Genomic DNA, 16,503 nt, shown 5'->3' with positions numbered 1-16,503 from the left:
TCCTCCAGAAGCGCTACCCTGACGGGGTGACGACCCCCACACTCCCCGCCGCCTTCACACCGTTCGCCGAGCCGAAGCGCAAGGTCACCGCCGGGTGGATCGCGCTCTTCGCGACCGCCTGGTTCGGGATCTGGCTCGCCCAGCTCACCCCGGTGCAGCTGCTGCTGCCGACGCAGGTCGACAGCATCCTGCATCCCACCGACTGGACAGAGAGTGTCGTCGCCTTCGGCATCATCTCCGGTATCGCCGGCGCGTGCGCACTCATCACCTATCCGCTGACGGGCGCGCTCTCCGACCGCACGACGTCGAAGCTCGGGCGGCGGCGGCCGTGGATCCTGATCGGCGGCGGCGTCTTCGCCCTCGCGCTGTTCCTTCTCGGCCTGCAGACGAACATCGTCGGCGTCGGCATCTTCTGGTCGCTCGCGATCATCGGCTTCTGCATGGTCACCGCCGCCATCACGGCGACGATCTCCGACCAGGTGCCGGTCAACCAGCGCGGATTCGTCTCGGGCTGGGTTTCGGCCCCGCAGGCGATCGGCACCGTGCTGGGCATCCTGCTGGTCACGGTCCTCTCGCTCGGCCTCCTCGCCGGGTATGCGGTCTCCGCCGTGGCCGTCGCCCTGCTCGTCCTGCCCTTCGCCCTGACGATGAAGGACGAGGTGCTGCCGAAGGTGCTTCGCCCGCCGTTCACCCTCGCCGCGCTCATCAAGGGGTTCTGGATCAACCCGGTCGCCCACCCCGACTTCGGGTGGACGCTGCTCGGCCGCATCCTCGTCAACCTCGGCAACGCCCTCGGCACGACTCTGCTGCTGTACTTCATCATGTTCGGCCTCGGCCGCGAGGCGACAGCCGAGGACGACCTGCTCACGCTCACCGCCGTGTACCTCGTCTTCTTCATCGTCGCCGCGCTCGGATTCGGCAAGCTCAGCGACGTGATCCGCAAGCGCAAGCCGTTCGTCTATGCGGCCGCCTACCTGCAGGGGCTCGCGGCGCTGCTGCTCGCCTTCATCCCGGACTTCACGATCGCCCTGGTCGGTGCCGCGATGCTCGGCCTCGGGTACGGCTGCTACATGGCCGTCGACCAGGCGCTCGCCACCCAGGTGCTGCCGAGCTCGCACACGCGCGGCAAAGACCTCGGCATCATGAACATCGCGACCGCCGTGCCGCAGGCGGTGGCGCCGCTCGTCGGCTCCGCCATCGTCGCGGCGCTCGGCGGGTTCACGGGGCTGTTCATCGCCTCGGCCGTCGCCGCCGCCCTGGGCGGCCTCGCGGTCATCCCGATCAAGTCCGTGAAGTAGCGCGCGAGAACTGCGGCCGCTCAAGCGACGCGGAGTCTCTGACCCCATGCGGAGGTTTCGGCAGCCGCATGGTGTCGAAACCTCCGCATGGGCCGGAGGGGCGGCCGGCTAGTCGAGGAACAGCGCCCGCAGCCGGCGCGTGGTGAACACGAGCCCGAGGGCGATCATCACCACGAAGTACAGCAGGTGCACGAGCATGACCGGGCCGATCGCGCCCGTCGTGAGCCCGCGGACCAGCTCCACCCCGTGCCACAGCGGCAGCGCTTGGATGAACCACTGGATCGGCGCCGGATACACGGTCAGCGGGTAGAACGTCGCCGAGAACAGGAACATCGGCAGCATCACGAACTGGATCCAGTCCATCTGCTGGAACGTCTTGAGGTAGCTCGTGATGCCCATGCCGAGGCTCGCGAACCCGAAGGCGATGAGCAGGATCGCGGGCAGGGCGAGCACGGCGGTCCACGCCAGGTTGAGGCCGAGCGCCTGCATGACGAGGAGGAACGTGAGCCCGTAGGCCGCGCCGCGCAGCAGGGCCAGCGAGATCTCGCCGAGCGCGACATCCAACGGCCCCAGGCGGGTCGCGAGCATGCCCTGGTAGAGCTTGCCGAAGTGCATCTTGAAGAACACGTTCCACGTGGAGTCGTAGATGGCGCCGTTCATCGCCGACACCGCGAGGAGCGCGGGCGCGATGTATGCCGCATACGGGATGGTGTCGCCCTGCGCGTTCTGCACGCCGCCGATGTAGCCGCCCAGCCCGATGCCGAGCGCGAGCAGGTAGAACACCGGCTCGAACACGCCGGTGAGCACGATGATCCAGTTGGTGCTGCGGGTGGCGAGCAGGCCGCGGCCGACCACCGCGCGCGCGTTGCCCGAGTAGAGGGCGCGCACGCCGCCGCTCGCCTTCGTCGTGGTGACCGTCACTTGTTCAACCTCCTCGCCACGTTGCGCACGCACAGCTGCCAGCCGAGCACGCCGAGCCCGACCAGGTACAGCACGTGGGTGACCGTGAGCCAGATCGGCTCCGTCGGCCCGTACGAGAACTGCCGCCCGAGCTCGCTCGCGTGCCACAGCGGCGAGATCCACCCGATCCACTGCAGGTACACGGGCAGCTGGGTGAGCGGGAACACCGTGCCGCTGAAGAGCGTGAGCGGCAGGATGATCGTGCGCTGCAGGATCGCGAACTGACCCCGGTCCTCCTCAATGGTGGCGGAGTAGGCGGCGACCGGCGCGAACGCGAACCCGGCGAGAAGCCCGGCCACGATCACCAGCACGCCCCACGCCGACGTGATGGCTCCGAACAGTACCATCACGAGGAAGTAGATGACCGTGGTGATGAGCATGCGGATCAGGACGAACAGCATGATGCCGTCGACGATCTGCCGCGGTGTGATCGGCGTGGAGTTCATGGCGACGAAGGTGGGGTTCCACTTCAGCCCGAGCAGGATGCCGAAGGTGTACTCCTCCTGCGCGACGAGCAGCGCGGCGGAGGCCAGCAGCGCGGGCGCCACGAACTGCAGGTAGGTCACGCCGCCCGGCCCGACGTTCTGGGTGATGAGCGTCGCGAGGCCCACGCCGAACGCGAAGAGGTAGAGGAACGGGGTGCCGATCGCCGTCGCGATCAGCGTGCCCGTGTAACCGCGCATGGCGCGGATCTTGTGCTCGGTGACGTACCAGGCCTTGCCGACCCGCACGCTGGTTGCCGCACTCATTCGATCAGCGTCCTACCGGTGAGGCGCAGGAAGACGTCCTCCAGCGACGAACGCCGCACCAGGCTCGTGATGGGCTCGAGCCCGCGCTTGACGACCTCGACCAGAGCGGCCTCGCCGTTCTCGGAGTACACGAGGATGCGGTCGGGAAGCACTTCCAGCCGGCCGATGCCCTCGAGCTTCGCGGCGGCGCCCTCGTTCTTGTCTGAGCCGAAGCGCACCTCGAGCACCTCCTTGCTGGAGTGCTCCCGGATCAGCGCGGCGGGCGAGCCCTCCGCCATGATCTGGCCCTTGTCGACGACGACGAGCCGATCGCAGAGCTGCTCGGCCTCGTCCATGTAGTGGGTGGTCAGCACGAGGGTGGTGCCCTGCTCCTTGAGCCGGAACAGACGGTCCCACAGGATGTGCCGCGCCTGCGGGTCGAGGCCCGTCGTGGGCTCGTCGAGCAGGAGGATCCGGGGGTCGTTGATCAGGGCGCGCGCGATGGTGAGGCGCCGCTTCATCCCGCCGCTCAGATCGTCGACCTTGGCCTTGGACTTCTCGGTCAGCTGGGCGAAGTCGAGCAGCTCGTCGGCGCGCTTGGCGATGGCCGCACGCGGGAGGCCGAAGTAGCGGCCGTACACGAGGAGGTTGTCGCGCACGCGCAGCTCGGTGTCGAGGTTGTCGGCCTGCGGCACCACCCCCAGCTGGGAGCGGATCTCGGGGCCGTGGTCGTTGGGATCCATGCCGAGGATGCTGAGGTCGCCGCTCGTGCGGGTGGAGACCGCGCCCACCATGCGCATGGTCGTGGACTTGCCGGCACCGTTGGGCCCGAGCAGGCCGAAGGACTCCCCCGGCGCGACCTCGAAGCTGATGCCGTCGACGGCGGCGAAGTCCTTGTACTTCTTGGTGAGAGCGTTCGCTGTGATGACGGAAGTTGGCACCAGACGACACTAACAACAACCGACGATATGTTCACACTGTCCACTCGATTCGCGTCAACCCAAGTTGACAGGCACAACGGTGTCAACTACGGTTGACGGCATGGACACCGGTACGATCCACACCCTCGCCGCCTCGGCAGGCTCGGACGACCCCATCGTCGCGCTCAACGCGATCGCCGAGCTGCACCGCGAGCTCGACCGGGTGGAGGCCGTGACCGTGCGCCGCGCCCGCAACGCCGGCGCGCCCTGGCAGCTCATCGCTATCGCCCTCGGCGTCTCGCGGCAGGCAGTCCACAAGAAGTACGGCAGAGGCTGACGACTACCCCGACAGCAGTACGCGCACTCCCGCGCGCCACGAAAGACTAGGAACCATGAGCAACACCGAAACCCCACGCCGCGGCATGTTCTCCCCGAAGAACGACGACGGCCCGAAGGCGAAGTTCAGCCAGCTGCTGCCCTACCTCGCGGAGCACAAGACGATCCTCGGGGTGGTCATCGGGCTGAGCATCCTCTCCGCCGGCGCCTCGCTCGCGCAGCCGCTCCTGGTCAGCCAGCTCATCACCACCGTGCAGGCGGGCGGCGCACTCGGCGCGATCGTGTGGGTGCTCGTCGGCCTCGTCGTCGCCTCGGCCCTGCTCAGCGGCTTCCAGCACTACCTGCTGCAGCGCACCGGGACGAGCGTCGTGCTCTCCGCGCGCCGCCAGCTCGTGCGCCGGATGCTGCGGCTGCCGATCAGCGAATTCGACACCCGGCGCACGGGCGACCTCGTCTCGCGGGTCGGGTCTGACACCACGCTGCTGTACGCCGTCATCACCCAGGGCCTCATCGACGCCATCGGCGGCGCGCTCGTCTTCATCGGGGCGCTGATCGCCATGCTCGTGATCGACCCCGTGCTGCTCGGGCTCACCGTCCTCGTCATCGGCGTCTCTGTCGTGACCGTGGTGCTGCTCTCCGGCCGCATCCGGGTCGCCAGCCGCAAGCAGCAGGAGAAGGTCGGCGACCTCGCCTCGGCGGTCGAGCGCAGTCTCAGCGCCGTGCGCACGGTGCGGGCGTCCAACGCAACCGAGCGCGAGATCGCCGCGGTCGAGAAGGACGCCGAGGGCGCCTGGACCATGGGAATCCAGGTGGCGAAGATCTCGGCGCTCGTGGTCCCGGTCGCCGGAATCGCGCTGCAGGTGTCGCTGCTCGTGGTCCTCGGCGTCGGCGGCTTCCGGGTGGCCAGCGGGGCGATCACCATCGCGAGCCTCATCTCGTTCATCCTGTTCCTGTTCATGATGATCGCGCCCCTCGGCAGTGCGTTCGGGGCGATCAACTCGACGAACCAGGCGCTCGGCGCGCTCGGCCGCATCCAGGAGATCATCAGCCTCCCGAGCGAGACCGACGGGGATGCCGCGATCGTGCCGGTCGCCGCCATCGAGACCGACGCGGCGATCAGCTTCGAGGACGTGGTGTTCACGTACCCCGCGGAGGCCGTCGCCCTGCGGGACGACGACGCGGCCCACGACCTCACCGTCCTCCACGGCGTCTCCTTCACCGCGGAGCGCGGCAAGCGCACCGCCCTCGTCGGCCCGTCCGGCGCCGGCAAGAGCACGATCCTCGCGCTCATCGAGCGGTTCTACGACCCCACGTCGGGCGTGGTGCGCCTCGGCGGCATCGACATCCGCGGCCTCGACCGCACCGACCTGCGCTCGCAGATCGGGTACGTGGAGCAGGACGCCCCCGTGCTCGCGGGGAGCATCCGCCAGAACCTCCTGCTGAGCGCTCCGGATGCCACGGACGAGCAGTGCGTCGCGGTGCTCGCGGCCGTCAACCTCACCGAGGTGCTCGAGCGCAACGAGAAGGGCCTCGACGCGGCGGTCGGCGAAGACGGAGTGATGCTCTCCGGCGGCGAGCGCCAGCGCCTCGCGATCGCGCGCACCCTCCTCGCTGCGCCGCCGATCCTGCTGCTCGACGAGTCGACCTCGTCGCTCGACGGGCTCAACGAGCAGATGCTGCGCGAGGCTATCGACGCCGTGGCCGAGAACCGCACCCTCATCGTGATCGCGCACCGGCTGTCGACGGTGGTCGACTCCGACCAGATCGTGGTGCTCGACCACGGCCGCGTGGTCGGCGTCGGCACGCACTCCGAGCTGGTCAAGACCACCCCGCTGTACAAGCAGCTCGCGAAGCACCAGCTGCTGGTGTGACGCAGCCCGCAGGGGTACGGTGACCCCATGGAAGCTGGCACGAAGGACGACCCCTGGGAGCTCGTGACCGCCCCCGGCAGCTCGAGCTACACGATGTATCGCGACGGCGACGAGCTCGTCTGCGTGGTGGGGTCCACGACGCTCAAGTACCAGGTGCGCGCCATCGAGGACCTCGCCGCATGGCTGCGCGAGCAGGGCGACTGGGTGCAGCTCGGCGCCGCGGACGAGAACAAGCCCGCCGCGGAGGGCACGGTCGAGGCGTGGGGCCGCTCCGAGAGCAACCCGGTGGGCGGCTGGTACGGCCTGCGCAAGGGCTACCGCGGCAGGTTCGGGATGTACCTGCCGCCCCTGCTCGAGAAGCTCGGGCTGGTCGAGCTGACGCACGACGCGCGCAACAACTCGGTGCGGGCTAAGTAGGTTTCGATACGGCCGCGGGCGGCCTACTCAACCCACCGGGTTTCGATACGGCCGCGGGCGGCCTACTCAACCCGCGAGCGCCCACATCGCCACGGCGGCAGTCGCGGCGACGTTGAGCGAGTCGATGCCGTGCCGCATCGGGATCGTCACGACCGTGTCGGCGACGGCGAGCGCCTCGGGCGTGAGCCCCTCCCCCTCGGCACCCAGGACGAGGGCCACCCGCTCGGGCGCGGCCGCGGCGAACTCGCGCAGGGGAACGGCGCCGTCGGCCAGGGCGAGTGCCGCAACATGGAAGCCCGCGAGCTCAGTGCGCGCGGCATCCCACTCGCCCAGTCGCGTCCACGGCACCTGGAGCACCGTGCCCATCGAGACCCGGATCGCGCGGCGGTAGAACGGGTCGGAGCAGCGAGGCGTGACGAGCACGGCGTCGGCGCCGATCGCGGCCACGGAGCGGAAGATCGCCCCCACGTTCGTCGGGTCGGCGACGTTCTCGAGGATGACGATGCGGCGGGCATCCCGGATCAGCGCACTCACGCTCGGCAGGGCCGGACGGTTCATCGACCCGATCAGACCGCGGTGCAGTTCGTACCCGGTAAGCTCGGCGAGCAGTTCGCCGGGCCCGGAGAACACGGGCACGTCCTCCCCCACGAGGGCCACCGCCTCCTCGGCCGTGCCGCCCAGGGCGAGCACCGAGCGCGGGACGTGCCCGGCACGCAGCGCCCGCGACAGCACGAGGGCAGACTCGGCGAGGTAGATGCCGTGCTCCGTGCCGCGGGCCTTCTTGAGGGCGACATCGGTCCGGTGCGAGTAGTCGGCGAGGCGCGGGTCGGCCAGGTCGGTCACGGGGATGATCACCGGTTCGTGGGAACCTGTCGCTCGTCGAACACGATCACCTCGCGGCCGTCGGCACGGGCGCCGGTGACGGCGACGGCGTAGCCCTCCGCGTCCTCCACCGGCTTCTGCCAGTACCGCGCCTGGGAGAGATCACGGGCGGCAGCGGGCACCGGGTCGAGGGCGGCGGCCTCCTGGTAGGCGTTCGACATCGTGACGCGCCCGCCCTCCGGGAGCACGACCTCCGCGCGGAACTCCGTCAGGGTGCCGAGCTCCTGCGCGTAGCCGGAGACCACCTCGGTGCCCTCGGGCAGATCGACCCCGGAGAGCTGCTCGACGCTAGCGGCGGAGAGCTCGGTGCACGGCGCCCAGGTGATGCGGCACAGCCCCTGCTCGGTCTGCGCAAAGGTGCCGAACAGCCAGCTGCCGATGACCACCACCACGCCGAGGACGAGGCCCGCGGTCAGCAGCGAGAGCAGCAGGCGGACGAGGGGGCCGCGCGCGGGCGGCGGGGCGACCTCGACGAACTCGCCGAGGTCGGTGCCCGAATCGGATGACGGCATCTGCCCATTCTCCCCTCTGCGGCGATGGTTCGCGCGAGGACGGCCGGCTCAGGAGCCCGTCGGCTCAGACGATGCGGGCGCCCGCGGCGTCCAGCCGCTCCAGTGCGGCAGCGCTGCTCTCGGGCGCGACGCCCGCCACCAGGTCCGTGAGCACTCGGACGCTCCGGCCCGAGTCGAGCGCGTCGAGCGCCGACGCGAGCACGCAGTAGTCGGTCGCGATGCCCACGACGTCGACCTCCGTGATCCCGAGCCGGTCGAGCGCGGCGGGCACGGTCTCACCGCCGTCCGTGGTGCCCTCGAAGATCGAGTACGCGGGCTTGCCCTGCCCCTTGCGCACGTGCACGTCGAACACGGACGGGTCCAGCGCCGGGTGGTACTCGGCCCCGGCGGTCCCGGCGACGCAGTGCGGAGGCCAGGTGTCCACGAAGTCCGGCGACGGGGAGAAGTGCCCGCCGTTGTCATTGTCCGCGTCGTGCCAGTCGCGCGAGGCAAACACGTAGTCATAGCGGTCGGGATGCCCGGCCAATAGCCGCGCGATCCCCGCCGCCACGGCGGCGCCCCCGCCAACACCCAGCGCCCCGCCCTCGGTGAAGTCGTTCTGCACGTCGATGATGAACAGCGCAGACGTCACGGGATGCCTCCGGTCAGTTGTTGGAGAGGTTGTTGCCGCACGTGAACGCGGCGGTGGCCAGGGTGTCGAGCGCTTCCTTGGTATCGGTCGAGATGACCTCGCCCAGCCCGTAGAAGGCGAAGGCCAGGGCGGTGCCGTCCGCCGCGTTGATGATGCCCGCCAGTGATCGCTCGTTGGTGATCCAGCCCGTCACCCCGACGACCTTGCCGCTCGCGGCGGCATTGTCGCCCGAGAAGCGGTCGTAGAGATTCCCGGACTCGCCTGCCACGGGCATCCCGGAGTAGATCGTGCCCAGGTCGGCCTCGTTCGCCTTGATCTTCACGAGCAGCTGGGCGATGAGCTTCGGGGGGACGAGGTTGTTGGGGCTCTCGCCGGAGCCGTCCACGCTCACGAGGCCGGCGGTGTCGAGCCCGAGGTCCTTCATCGTGGCGGGGATCATCTGGGCGATGGAGGCGGAGGAGCCGTCGAACTGCGCCTTCTTGGACATCACGCGCGCGAGCATCTCGGCGAGGGTGTTGTCGCCGCTGAGCAGCATCTGGCCGACGAGGGTGCTGACCGGCTGCGACTTGACCTCGGCGAGCACGGTCGAGCCGATCGCGGTACCGGTGGAGAAGGATACGCCCGTCAGGTGGGCGGCGTCGGCGAAGGCCTGCGCGGCCCGCATGATCGGGTCCTCGCCGCGGGCGCTCTCACTGTTCGTCGGGTCGTCACGATCGCCGTCGACCATGAGGGGTGTGATGAACGACATGTAGCCGTTGGCGCGCTCCGATGACGGCCACGACGGGTCCCAGTTGTCGGAGGCGTTCCACAGCGAGGTGTCGAGCACGATCTGCGTGATGGGGTCGGCCGGGTGCTTCGCGGTGTACGCCGCCATCGCCTTGCTCGCGAGGTCGGCGATGAGCGGGGCGCCCTCGTAGAAGCTGTCGGACGTGGTCGCGAGGGTGGGGTCGCCGCCGCCCACGAGCACGATCGAGCCCGGCGATGAGCCGTCGATGACCCGGGTGGAGAGCTGCGTGCTGGCGCCGAGGATCTTGATCGCGCTGGCGGCCGTGAGCAGCTGGCTCACGTTGGCGGGCGGCGCGCCAGTCGCACCGCCTCGGTCGAAGAGGACCTCGCCCGTGCTGGCGTTGATCACCGAGGCCGCGAGCGTTCCGAGGTTCGGGAGGGCGGCGGCGCTGGCGATGGAGCACGTTCGCAGGTGCGTGCCGGCGGGCACGGCGCTCGGTTGCGGGCGGGGCGGCGGCGCGCTCTCCGTCGGGAGAGGAACCGCCTCGGCCTTGCCCGAGCCCGACGCGATGCCGGCGAACAGGGCTCCCGTCGCGAGAAGGAGGAAGACGACGCCGAGCGCCGAGAACAACCAGGCCGTCGGGTGCTTCGCGATGACGGCGCGCATGCTGGCGACGGGACCTCCGGATGACGGGGCTTTCGTCGTGCCCCCGCGCGCCGCGCGACGGCTGAACACCTCGGTCGGCTGGTCGTTCGAATCCGTCACCCGGCCATGATACTCGGGGCGGCTGCCTTCGAGGTCGGAGCTAGCACCACGTCCAGCGGGCGGCGGCGCGGGTGAAGTCGTAGGGCTCGTCGATGCCGCCGTGGGTCATCGCAAAGGCGATGCACGCACCAGATACATCATCCCCGGGCCGGTACAGCGAGGCCCGGTGATCGAGCGAGTACCACCACTTGCTGGCGACTGTCGCGCCGGTGTTGCCCGAGCCGCCCGCGAGGTTGCCGTCGCAGCCGACGCTCGGCACCCCGTCACTGCGCACGGAGCCCATGTGGCCCCAGGCGTCGGCCGGGTCGGGGCTGGGCGACTCGGCCATCCAGAAGAGGCGCGCCTCCATGCAGGAGTCGTAGTAGAAGTTTCCATACGGGATGGGCTCGAGGCAGTTCTCGAGGCGGATCGCGTTGTACGTGTAGACGAACGAGGCCAGGTCGTCCGAGGTCGTGCCAGCGACACCCTGGGCCGAGTAGGCGCTGGGTGCGCCGCCCACTCCGCCGCCCGCGTCACCGGGGCAGCTGAGACCCTGGTCTGCGAGCTGAGCGCGGCGGTCAGGGTTAAGCGAACCGTCATCCAGCACCACAGGAACAGGCTTGGGCACGGGCTTCTGCGCGATGTGCTCCCAGTCCTGCGTGAGCGCCTCTGCGGCCGCGGCGGCCTGGGCTGCGGCGTACTCGTCGGTCACGCGCACGGTGGTCGCGAGCGCCACCCGAGGCGCTTCGACCACCGGCGCGTTAGCCGGCAACGTCATCGAGGCGAGCAGCGGGGTGGCCGAACCCGAATCGGCCACCGCCTGGGACGTGAGCCCCGGCCCGCCTCCACCGACGAAGGGGAGGACGACGACGAGCACGGCTGTGAAGAGCGTCGCGAGAAACGCGATCCTCTTCATCAGTACCCCCGTGCAGTTGTGTCTTCGCGACCAACGTAGGGCGGCTCGGGGTACCCGGCAAGGAAATGGGGGTACAAACCATCGAGTTCACCCGCACACTGGGGGCACAGATCGCGCCGGATGTCCGCACTAAGGGGGACAATTCGGCGGCCGGCCCGGCTCGTGACGAACGCGTCGATCTGAGCCAGCACGTGACGACCGCGCCGGAGGACGCCGGCTCGTGACAAACGCGCCGATGCACTCCGGCTCGTGACGAACGCGTCGATCTGAGCGTGCGAAGATCGCGCCATATATACAGAGCCGCCCAAGAGAATCGAACTCTTGACCTTCTCATTACGAGTGAGATGCTCTACCGACTGAGCTAGGGCGGCGGGCCCGGTTTCCCGAGGCACAGCATGAAAGCTTAGCCGAAGTTCAGGCGGGCTCGGACGCAAACAGGGACTTGAGTTCCGCGAAAGACTCGTCGAGCTGGTCCGTGAGCAAGGTCGAGGCCTCGCTGTGCGCCCAGCAGGTCCACGCGTGGCGCATCGTCGCGAAGGCGACAAGGGTGATGAGACGGGCCTTGCTGCTGAGTCGATCGGCGTCGGCCGCGAGTGCGGGCTCGTCCCGACCGAGGCGCAGGGCGACGATCTCGCCCACGCTCTCCTCGAACGCGCGCATGCTCGCCATCCGCATAGCGAACAGCTGGGGGAACTGCTTGAGGAGCTGGTGCCTCAGGTGGAGCATCTCGGCGTCCGATGTTGACTTGTCGCCGGCGTGCCGGAGCACCGTGACGAGGTCGTCGAGCACGCTCCCCCGACCGACGAGGAACTCGTCGATCACCCTCTGGTCGGGCAGCTCCGGGGAGTCCCCCAGCATGGCCTCCTCTTTGGAGGCGAAGTAGTTGAAGAAGGTGCGCGGCGAGACGTCCGCCAGCCTGCTGATCTCGTCGACCGTGACGCCGTCGAACCCGCGCTCGGCCAGCAGCTCCAGCACCGCGACCTGGATGGCACGCCGCGTTGCGAGGCGCTTTCGCTCGCGAAGGCCCAGCCCGGTCAGGTCGGTGGTTGTCACATCACCATTCTTGCACAGAGTGCAATATTGCGCCGGATCAGCAGTTGGGGTCGGAGGACGGCACCGTGCCCTTCACGAAGTAGTCGTCCACGGCGTCGTCGACGCACGAGTTCGACTTGTTGTACGCGGTGTGGCCCTCGCCGTTGTAGGTGATGAGGTGGGCGCTCTCGAGCTGCTCGGAGAGCGCGACACCCCACTGGTACGGAGTCGCGGGGTCGCCGGTCGTGGAGACGATCAGGACGTCGGGCGCTCCCTTGCCCGTGAGCTCGGTGAGCGGCGGGCCGGTGTACTTGTACGGCCAGTTCGCGCACGTGAGGTCGCCCACCGGCGGGTAGCCGCGGTAGGTCGTCGGCGAGGCGGCCTGCAGCTGCACGTTCTGGTCGGCGAGGACGGCCGGATCGGCCTCGACCGGGTAGTCCACGCAGTAGATCGCGATGAATGCCTCGAACGAGTTGTCCGCGTACGTGCCGTCGGTGTCGCGGCTGTAGTAGTAGTCCGAGAGGAAGAACGCCGTGTCGGTCTGCCCGGCTTCGGCCTCGGAGAACAGGTCGTTGAGGTAGCTCCACGAGTCCTCGGAGTAGAGGGCCATGCTCATGGCGGTGTCGAGCACGCCGGCATCCATCATGCGGCCGTCGGGTGCCGCGACGGGGTTCGCGTCGTAGCGGTCGTAGAGGCCGCGGATAGTCGCGAGCGCGGCATCCTTACCGTCTTGGAAGGGGCAGTCGTCGAACATGTCGGGGCACGCCGTGAGGTAGTTCCCGAGGGCCAGCTGGAAGCCGGCGGTCTGCACGAGCCCGACCTCGAAGACGGAGATCGACGAGTCGGTGGCGCCGTCCAGGACGATGCGGCCGACCTTCTCGGGGAAGTTCTCGATGTAGTACGAGCCGATGTCGCTCCCGTAGGAGTAGCCGAGGTAGTTGAGCTTCCGGTCACCCACGATGGACCGGAGCATGTCGAGGTCGTGCACGGTGCTCTGGGTGTCGATGAACTGCAGCACCGGGCCGGTGTTCTCGAGGCAGGCCTGGCCGAAGTCGATCGACGACTGCGTGACCTCGGCGAGCCACTCGGGCGTGCCGATCGGGTTGACCGGCAGGCCGTAGATGTACTGGTCGAGCTCCGGCCCGTCGTAGCAGGTGACGGGCGTCGAGCGCCCGACTCCCCGCGGATCCCACCCGATCACGTCGAAGTTCTGCTGCAGCGCGCTATCCACTGCGAAATCGACATCATCGTGGACGAGGTCGTAGCCGGACGCCCCGGGGCCGCCCGGGTTCACGAACAGCGAGCCGAGCTTGGTGCCCTTGGCCTGATGCCGCGCCATGGTGAGCGTGATGTCGGTCTCCGGCGAGGGGTTCGCCCAGTCCATGGGGGCGATCACCGTGGCGCACTCCGCGCCGTCGCCGCACGCCTTCCAGGTCACCTTCTGCGTGTAGTACGGCGCGAGGGCGGTCGGCGCATCCGAGTCGGGCACCACCTCGGGCCGGGAGCCGCCGAAGAAGCAGCCCGAGAGGAGCAGGACGAAAGCTGTCGCGGCGGCGACGAACGGGGCGCGCGAAAGGACTGTGTTTGCCGTGGTCACGAGCCGAGCCTAGCGGGGCGCTCGGGCTCGGGGCATCAGCACCTCGGATCGGAGGAGGGGACCGTCCCGTTCACGAAGTAGTCGTCGACCGCGTCGTTCACGCAGGAGTTCGACTTGTTGTACGCGGTGTGCCCCTCGCCCGTGAAGGTGATGAGGTGCCCGTGCTCGAGTGTCGAGGCGACCGTTTGCGCCCAGGTGTACGGGGTGGCAGGGTCGTTGGTCGTGCCGATCACGAGGATGTCGGCGGACCCCGCGGCCACGATCGGGACGCGGTCGCGCTTCGGCGGGACCGGCCAGTTCGGGCATCCCGTGCCGCCCCACGACATCTGCGGGCCGAAGACGGGCGCTATCTTCGTGAGTTCTGCCGCTTCGGCGCGCATCTGCTCGACGTTGCCGTCGCCGTGCGCGTCGAGGCAGTTGATCGCGATGAACGCCTCGGTCTGGTTGTCGGCGTAGGTGCCGTCGGGGTTGCGGCCGTTGTAGCTGTCGGCGAGCTGGAACGCGTAGGTGGCGTCGCCCTGCTTGACGCCGGTGAACAGCTGCCGGAGGTACATCCAGTTGTCGGCGTTGTAGAGCGGCAGGATGATCGCCGTGAACATCGCGCTGCTGCCCAGTTTGCGGCCGTCGTCGGGGTTGGAGAGCGGGCTCGCGTCGAGGCTGTCGAGCAGCGCGCGGATCTCGAGCATGGAGTCGTCGACCGAGCCGGAGAACGGGCAGTCGCTCTGCTTCGAGCAGTCCGCCAGGAAGGCCCTCAGCGCGCTCTCGAAGCCCTTCGCCTGGGTGGCGGTGCCGTCGAAGTCGCTCGCCGCGGGGTCCACCGCGCCGTCGAGCACGAGCCTTCCCGTCTTGTCGGGGAACAGCTCCGCGTAGACCTGGCCGAGCAGGGTGCCGTAGGAGTAGCCGAGGTAGTTGAGCTTCTTGTCGCCGAGCGCGGCGCGCAGCATGTCGAGGTCGCGGGCGGCGCTCGGGGTGTCGACGTCTCCGAGCAGCGGGCCCGTGAGTTCGAGGCAGCGCTCCCCGAACGTCTTCATGGTCTTGTTCGCGGCGGCCAGCCACTCGTCGCTGCCGGGGACGCCCGGGTAGATGTCGTACAGGTAGGCGTCCAGCTCGGCGGGGTTCTTGTAGCACTTCACCGGGGTGGAGCGGTTCACGCCGCGGGGGTCGAAGCCGACGATGTCGAAGCTGGACTGGAGGCGGGCATCCGTGGCGTAGTCGACGCTGTCTTTGATGAAGTCGTAGCCCGACCCGCCGGGGCCGCCCGGGTTCACGAGCAGCGAGCCGAGACGGTTCCCCTGGGCGGGCTGGCGGATGAGTGCGAGCTCGATCTTGCCCGCGGTCGGCTTTGCCCAGTCGAGCGGCGCCTTCGCGGTCGTGCACTGCATGCCGCCCTGGCAGTCCTTCCAGACGAGCACCTGGTCGTAGAACGGCTTGAGGTCGGCGGCGACGTCCTCCCCGGTGGGCGACGAGGTCGCGCTCGCGCCGGAGGTGGGTGGGAGGAACCAGGAGACACAGCCGCTGAGCGGGAGCATCACGGCGGCGGCGAGCGCAATGGCGACGAGCGGCCGGTGCTTCATGAGTTTCTCCCGGTGCGGATGGCGGTGACGAGCATGGCCTCGAGGGCGAGCGCCGGCGCGACATTGCTCTCGATGCGCTCGCGCGCGGTCGCTATCGCATCCATCGTTGCGAGCGTGTCAACAGGCGTGCAGCCGGATGCCGCGGACTCGAGGCGGTCGAGGATACGCACGTTGATCGGCTCCCCCGGCACGCCGAGCTGGATGAGCAGGATGTCGCGGTACAGCGAGAGCAGGTCGACCATGATGCGGTCGATGCCGTCGCGCAGGCTGCGGGTTGCGCGGCGCTTCTGGTCCTCGTCGAGGGCCTTGAGCTGGCTGCGGAGCGCCGGCGGGATCGTGCCCCCGGGCTCGATGCCGAGCGACCGCATGGCCGCATCGCGCTCCTCCGCGTCCTTCTCCTCGGTGATCGCCTCGGCGTCGGCCTTCGCGAGATCGAGGAGCGCGACCGCGGCGAGCACGGCGCCGGAGACCGAGCGGATGCCCAGCGCGATGTCGAGCGTGCGCTCGCGCCGCGCGCGCGCCTCGGCGTTGGTCGCCAGCCGGTGGGCCATGCCGATGTGCGACTGGGCCTCACGGGCCGCGCGGAGGGCGATCGCGGAGTCCACCCCGTCGCGCCGCTCGAGCAGCTCGGCGACCTCGGCGATGTCGGGCACGCGCAGCCGCACGGTGCGCACGCGCGAGCGGATCGTGGGGATGAGGTCGGCCTCGCTCGGCGCGCAGAGTATCCACACCGTGCGCGGCGGCGGCTCCTCCAGGGCCTTGAGGAGGACGTTGGAGGTCCGCTCGGCCATGCGGTCGGCATCCTCGATGATCATGACGCGGTAGCGGCCGACGCTCGGCGAGAACTGGCTCGTGGCGACGAGCTGGCGCACATCCTCGATGGGGATGATCACGCGCTCGGTCGCGAGCACCCCGAGGTCGGGGTGGGTGCGGGCCGCGACCTGGCGCGCCGCCGCGGCGTCGCCCTCGGGGGTGCCGGGGCTCAGCAGCGCGGTCGCGAACGCGTAGGCGAGGTTCGAGCGGCCGGACCCGGGCGGCCCCGTGATGAGCCACGAGTGAGTCATCGACGAGTCGTCACTGCCCCCGAGCGCCGATGCGGATGCCGCGGCCTCGACGACCGCGATGGCATCGGCCTGCCCGGTCAGTTCGTCCCATACAGCGGCCATGGGCACAGCCTAAAGCAGGGCGCTGACGAGAAGCTGGTTGAGTAGGCCGCCCGCGGCCGTATCGAAACCCGGCGGGTTGAGTAGGCCGCCCGCGGCCGTATCGAAACCCCAACCCCGAACTCCGGTTTCGATACGCGCGCCAGAGCGCACTACTCAACCCACCGGGTTTCGATACGCGCGCCAGAGCGCACT

The 16,503-nt window shown here is 69.3% G+C and carries 16 protein-coding genes and 1 tRNA gene; 4 read left to right on the top strand and 13 right to left on the bottom strand.

The window, feature by feature from the left end; all coding sequences use genetic code 11:
* Positions 1 to 26: 26 nt before the first annotated feature.
* Positions 27 to 1,298 (top strand): MFS transporter, encoded by a 1,272-nt coding sequence (locus AC1RTC_RS09860; protein WP_493155355.1) that lies wholly within the window; start codon positions 27 to 29, stop codon positions 1,296 to 1,298.
* A 108-nt stretch (positions 1,299 to 1,406) separates the two neighbouring features.
* On the opposite strand, the gene AC1RTC_RS09855 is transcribed toward AC1RTC_RS09860, so the two are convergent.
* Genes AC1RTC_RS09855 through AC1RTC_RS09845 form a run of 3 tightly spaced genes read right to left on the bottom strand, consistent with a single transcriptional unit; the run spans position 1,407 to position 3,927 of the window.
* The gene (locus tag AC1RTC_RS09855) at positions 1,407 to 2,219 is read right to left on the bottom strand and encodes an ABC transporter permease (protein WP_493155354.1); all 813 of its coding nucleotides are present in this window, start codon (positions 2,217 to 2,219) and stop codon (positions 1,407 to 1,409) included.
* Positions 2,216 to 3,007, bottom strand: coding sequence for an ABC transporter permease (locus AC1RTC_RS09850; RefSeq protein ID WP_493155353.1), 792 nt, complete (start codon positions 3,005 to 3,007; stop codon positions 2,216 to 2,218). The genes AC1RTC_RS09855 and AC1RTC_RS09850 overlap by 4 nt, the downstream gene beginning before the upstream one ends.
* Positions 3,004 to 3,927, bottom strand: a complete 924-nt coding sequence (locus tag AC1RTC_RS09845; protein ID WP_493155352.1) for an ABC transporter ATP-binding protein — start codon at positions 3,925 to 3,927, stop codon at positions 3,004 to 3,006. Before AC1RTC_RS09845 ends, AC1RTC_RS09850 begins: the two co-directional genes overlap by 4 nt.
* 100 nt (positions 3,928 to 4,027) lie before the next feature.
* Between AC1RTC_RS09845 and AC1RTC_RS09840 the strand changes: the two genes are divergently transcribed.
* From AC1RTC_RS09840 to AC1RTC_RS09830, 3 genes are read left to right on the top strand one after another with little or no spacing between them, the layout of a single operon-like run.
* Positions 4,028 to 4,243, top strand: a complete 216-nt coding sequence (locus tag AC1RTC_RS09840) for a hypothetical protein (RefSeq protein ID WP_493155351.1) — start codon at positions 4,028 to 4,030, stop codon at positions 4,241 to 4,243.
* Positions 4,244 to 4,298: 55 nt separating this feature from the next.
* Positions 4,299 to 6,113, top strand: a complete 1,815-nt coding sequence (locus tag AC1RTC_RS09835) for an ABC transporter ATP-binding protein (RefSeq protein WP_493155350.1) — start codon at positions 4,299 to 4,301, stop codon at positions 6,111 to 6,113.
* A 27-nt stretch (positions 6,114 to 6,140) separates the two neighbouring features.
* The gene (locus tag AC1RTC_RS09830) at positions 6,141 to 6,530 is read left to right on the top strand and encodes a DUF6855 family protein (RefSeq protein WP_493155349.1); all 390 of its coding nucleotides are present in this window, start codon (positions 6,141 to 6,143) and stop codon (positions 6,528 to 6,530) included.
* A 66-nt stretch (positions 6,531 to 6,596) separates the two neighbouring features.
* Here the strand turns inward: AC1RTC_RS09830 and AC1RTC_RS09825 are convergent, their stop codons facing one another.
* The 10 genes from AC1RTC_RS09825 to AC1RTC_RS09780 form a co-directional block, all read right to left on the bottom strand.
* Positions 6,597 to 7,385, bottom strand: coding sequence for a TrmH family RNA methyltransferase (locus tag AC1RTC_RS09825; protein ID WP_493155348.1), 789 nt, complete (start codon positions 7,383 to 7,385; stop codon positions 6,597 to 6,599).
* Positions 7,382 to 7,924, bottom strand: a complete 543-nt coding sequence (locus AC1RTC_RS09820; protein WP_493155347.1) for a hypothetical protein — start codon at positions 7,922 to 7,924, stop codon at positions 7,382 to 7,384. The genes AC1RTC_RS09825 and AC1RTC_RS09820 overlap by 4 nt, the downstream gene beginning before the upstream one ends.
* Before the next feature lie 64 nt (positions 7,925 to 7,988).
* Positions 7,989 to 8,555 (bottom strand): isochorismatase family protein, encoded by a 567-nt coding sequence (locus tag AC1RTC_RS09815; protein WP_493155346.1) that lies wholly within the window; start codon positions 8,553 to 8,555, stop codon positions 7,989 to 7,991.
* Between the two features lie 13 nt (positions 8,556 to 8,568).
* Positions 8,569 to 10,047: a D-alanyl-D-alanine carboxypeptidase/D-alanyl-D-alanine-endopeptidase gene (locus tag AC1RTC_RS09810; RefSeq protein ID WP_493155345.1), complete on the bottom strand. Its 1,479-nt coding sequence runs from the start codon at positions 10,045 to 10,047 to the stop codon at positions 8,569 to 8,571.
* Between the two features lie 40 nt (positions 10,048 to 10,087).
* Positions 10,088 to 10,942: a hypothetical protein gene (locus AC1RTC_RS09805; RefSeq protein ID WP_493155344.1), complete on the bottom strand. Its 855-nt coding sequence runs from the start codon at positions 10,940 to 10,942 to the stop codon at positions 10,088 to 10,090.
* Between the two features lie 298 nt (positions 10,943 to 11,240).
* A tRNA-Thr gene (locus tag AC1RTC_RS09800) sits at positions 11,241 to 11,313 on the bottom strand.
* 43 nt (positions 11,314 to 11,356) lie between these two features.
* The gene (locus AC1RTC_RS09795; protein ID WP_493155343.1) at positions 11,357 to 11,995 is read right to left on the bottom strand and encodes a TetR family transcriptional regulator; all 639 of its coding nucleotides are present in this window, start codon (positions 11,993 to 11,995) and stop codon (positions 11,357 to 11,359) included.
* Positions 11,996 to 12,032: 37 nt separating this feature from the next.
* The gene (locus tag AC1RTC_RS09790; RefSeq protein ID WP_493155342.1) at positions 12,033 to 13,571 is read right to left on the bottom strand and encodes an alpha/beta hydrolase; all 1,539 of its coding nucleotides are present in this window, start codon (positions 13,569 to 13,571) and stop codon (positions 12,033 to 12,035) included.
* Positions 13,572 to 13,606: 35 nt separating this feature from the next.
* A complete protein-coding gene (locus AC1RTC_RS09785) occupies positions 13,607 to 15,145 on the bottom strand; it encodes an alpha/beta hydrolase (protein WP_493155341.1) in 1,539 nt (512 codons plus the stop codon).
* Positions 15,142 to 16,311, bottom strand: coding sequence for a DNA polymerase III subunit delta' (locus AC1RTC_RS09780; RefSeq protein ID WP_493155340.1), 1,170 nt, complete (start codon positions 16,309 to 16,311; stop codon positions 15,142 to 15,144). The genes AC1RTC_RS09785 and AC1RTC_RS09780 overlap by 4 nt, the downstream gene beginning before the upstream one ends.
* Positions 16,312 to 16,503 lie beyond the last annotated feature (192 nt).

The organism is Rhodoglobus sp. GW821-FHT12B09 (assembly GCF_058809925.1).
This window is presented reverse-complemented; position numbering and strand designations above follow the sequence as displayed.

Excerpts from the sequence above, each read along its gene's own strand:
- AC1RTC_RS09850 (WP_493155353.1), bottom strand. The coding sequence starts at position 3,007 with ATGAGTGCGGCAACCAGCGTGCGGGTCGGCAAGGCCTGGTACGTCACC.
- AC1RTC_RS09820 (WP_493155347.1), bottom strand. The coding sequence starts at position 7,924 with ATGCCGTCATCCGATTCGGGCACCGACCTCGGCGAGTTCGTCGAGGTC.
- AC1RTC_RS09780 (WP_493155340.1), bottom strand. The coding sequence starts at position 16,311 with ATGGCCGCTGTATGGGACGAACTGACCGGGCAGGCCGATGCCATCGCG.
- AC1RTC_RS09830 (WP_493155349.1), top strand. The coding sequence starts at position 6,141 with ATGGAAGCTGGCACGAAGGACGACCCCTGGGAGCTCGTGACCGCCCCC.
- AC1RTC_RS09805 (WP_493155344.1), bottom strand. The coding sequence starts at position 10,942 with ATGAAGAGGATCGCGTTTCTCGCGACGCTCTTCACAGCCGTGCTCGTC.
- AC1RTC_RS09840 (WP_493155351.1), top strand. The coding sequence starts at position 4,028 with ATGGACACCGGTACGATCCACACCCTCGCCGCCTCGGCAGGCTCGGAC.
- AC1RTC_RS09835 (WP_493155350.1), top strand. The coding sequence starts at position 4,299 with ATGAGCAACACCGAAACCCCACGCCGCGGCATGTTCTCCCCGAAGAAC.
- AC1RTC_RS09785 (WP_493155341.1), bottom strand. The coding sequence starts at position 15,145 with ATGAAGCACCGGCCGCTCGTCGCCATTGCGCTCGCCGCCGCCGTGATG.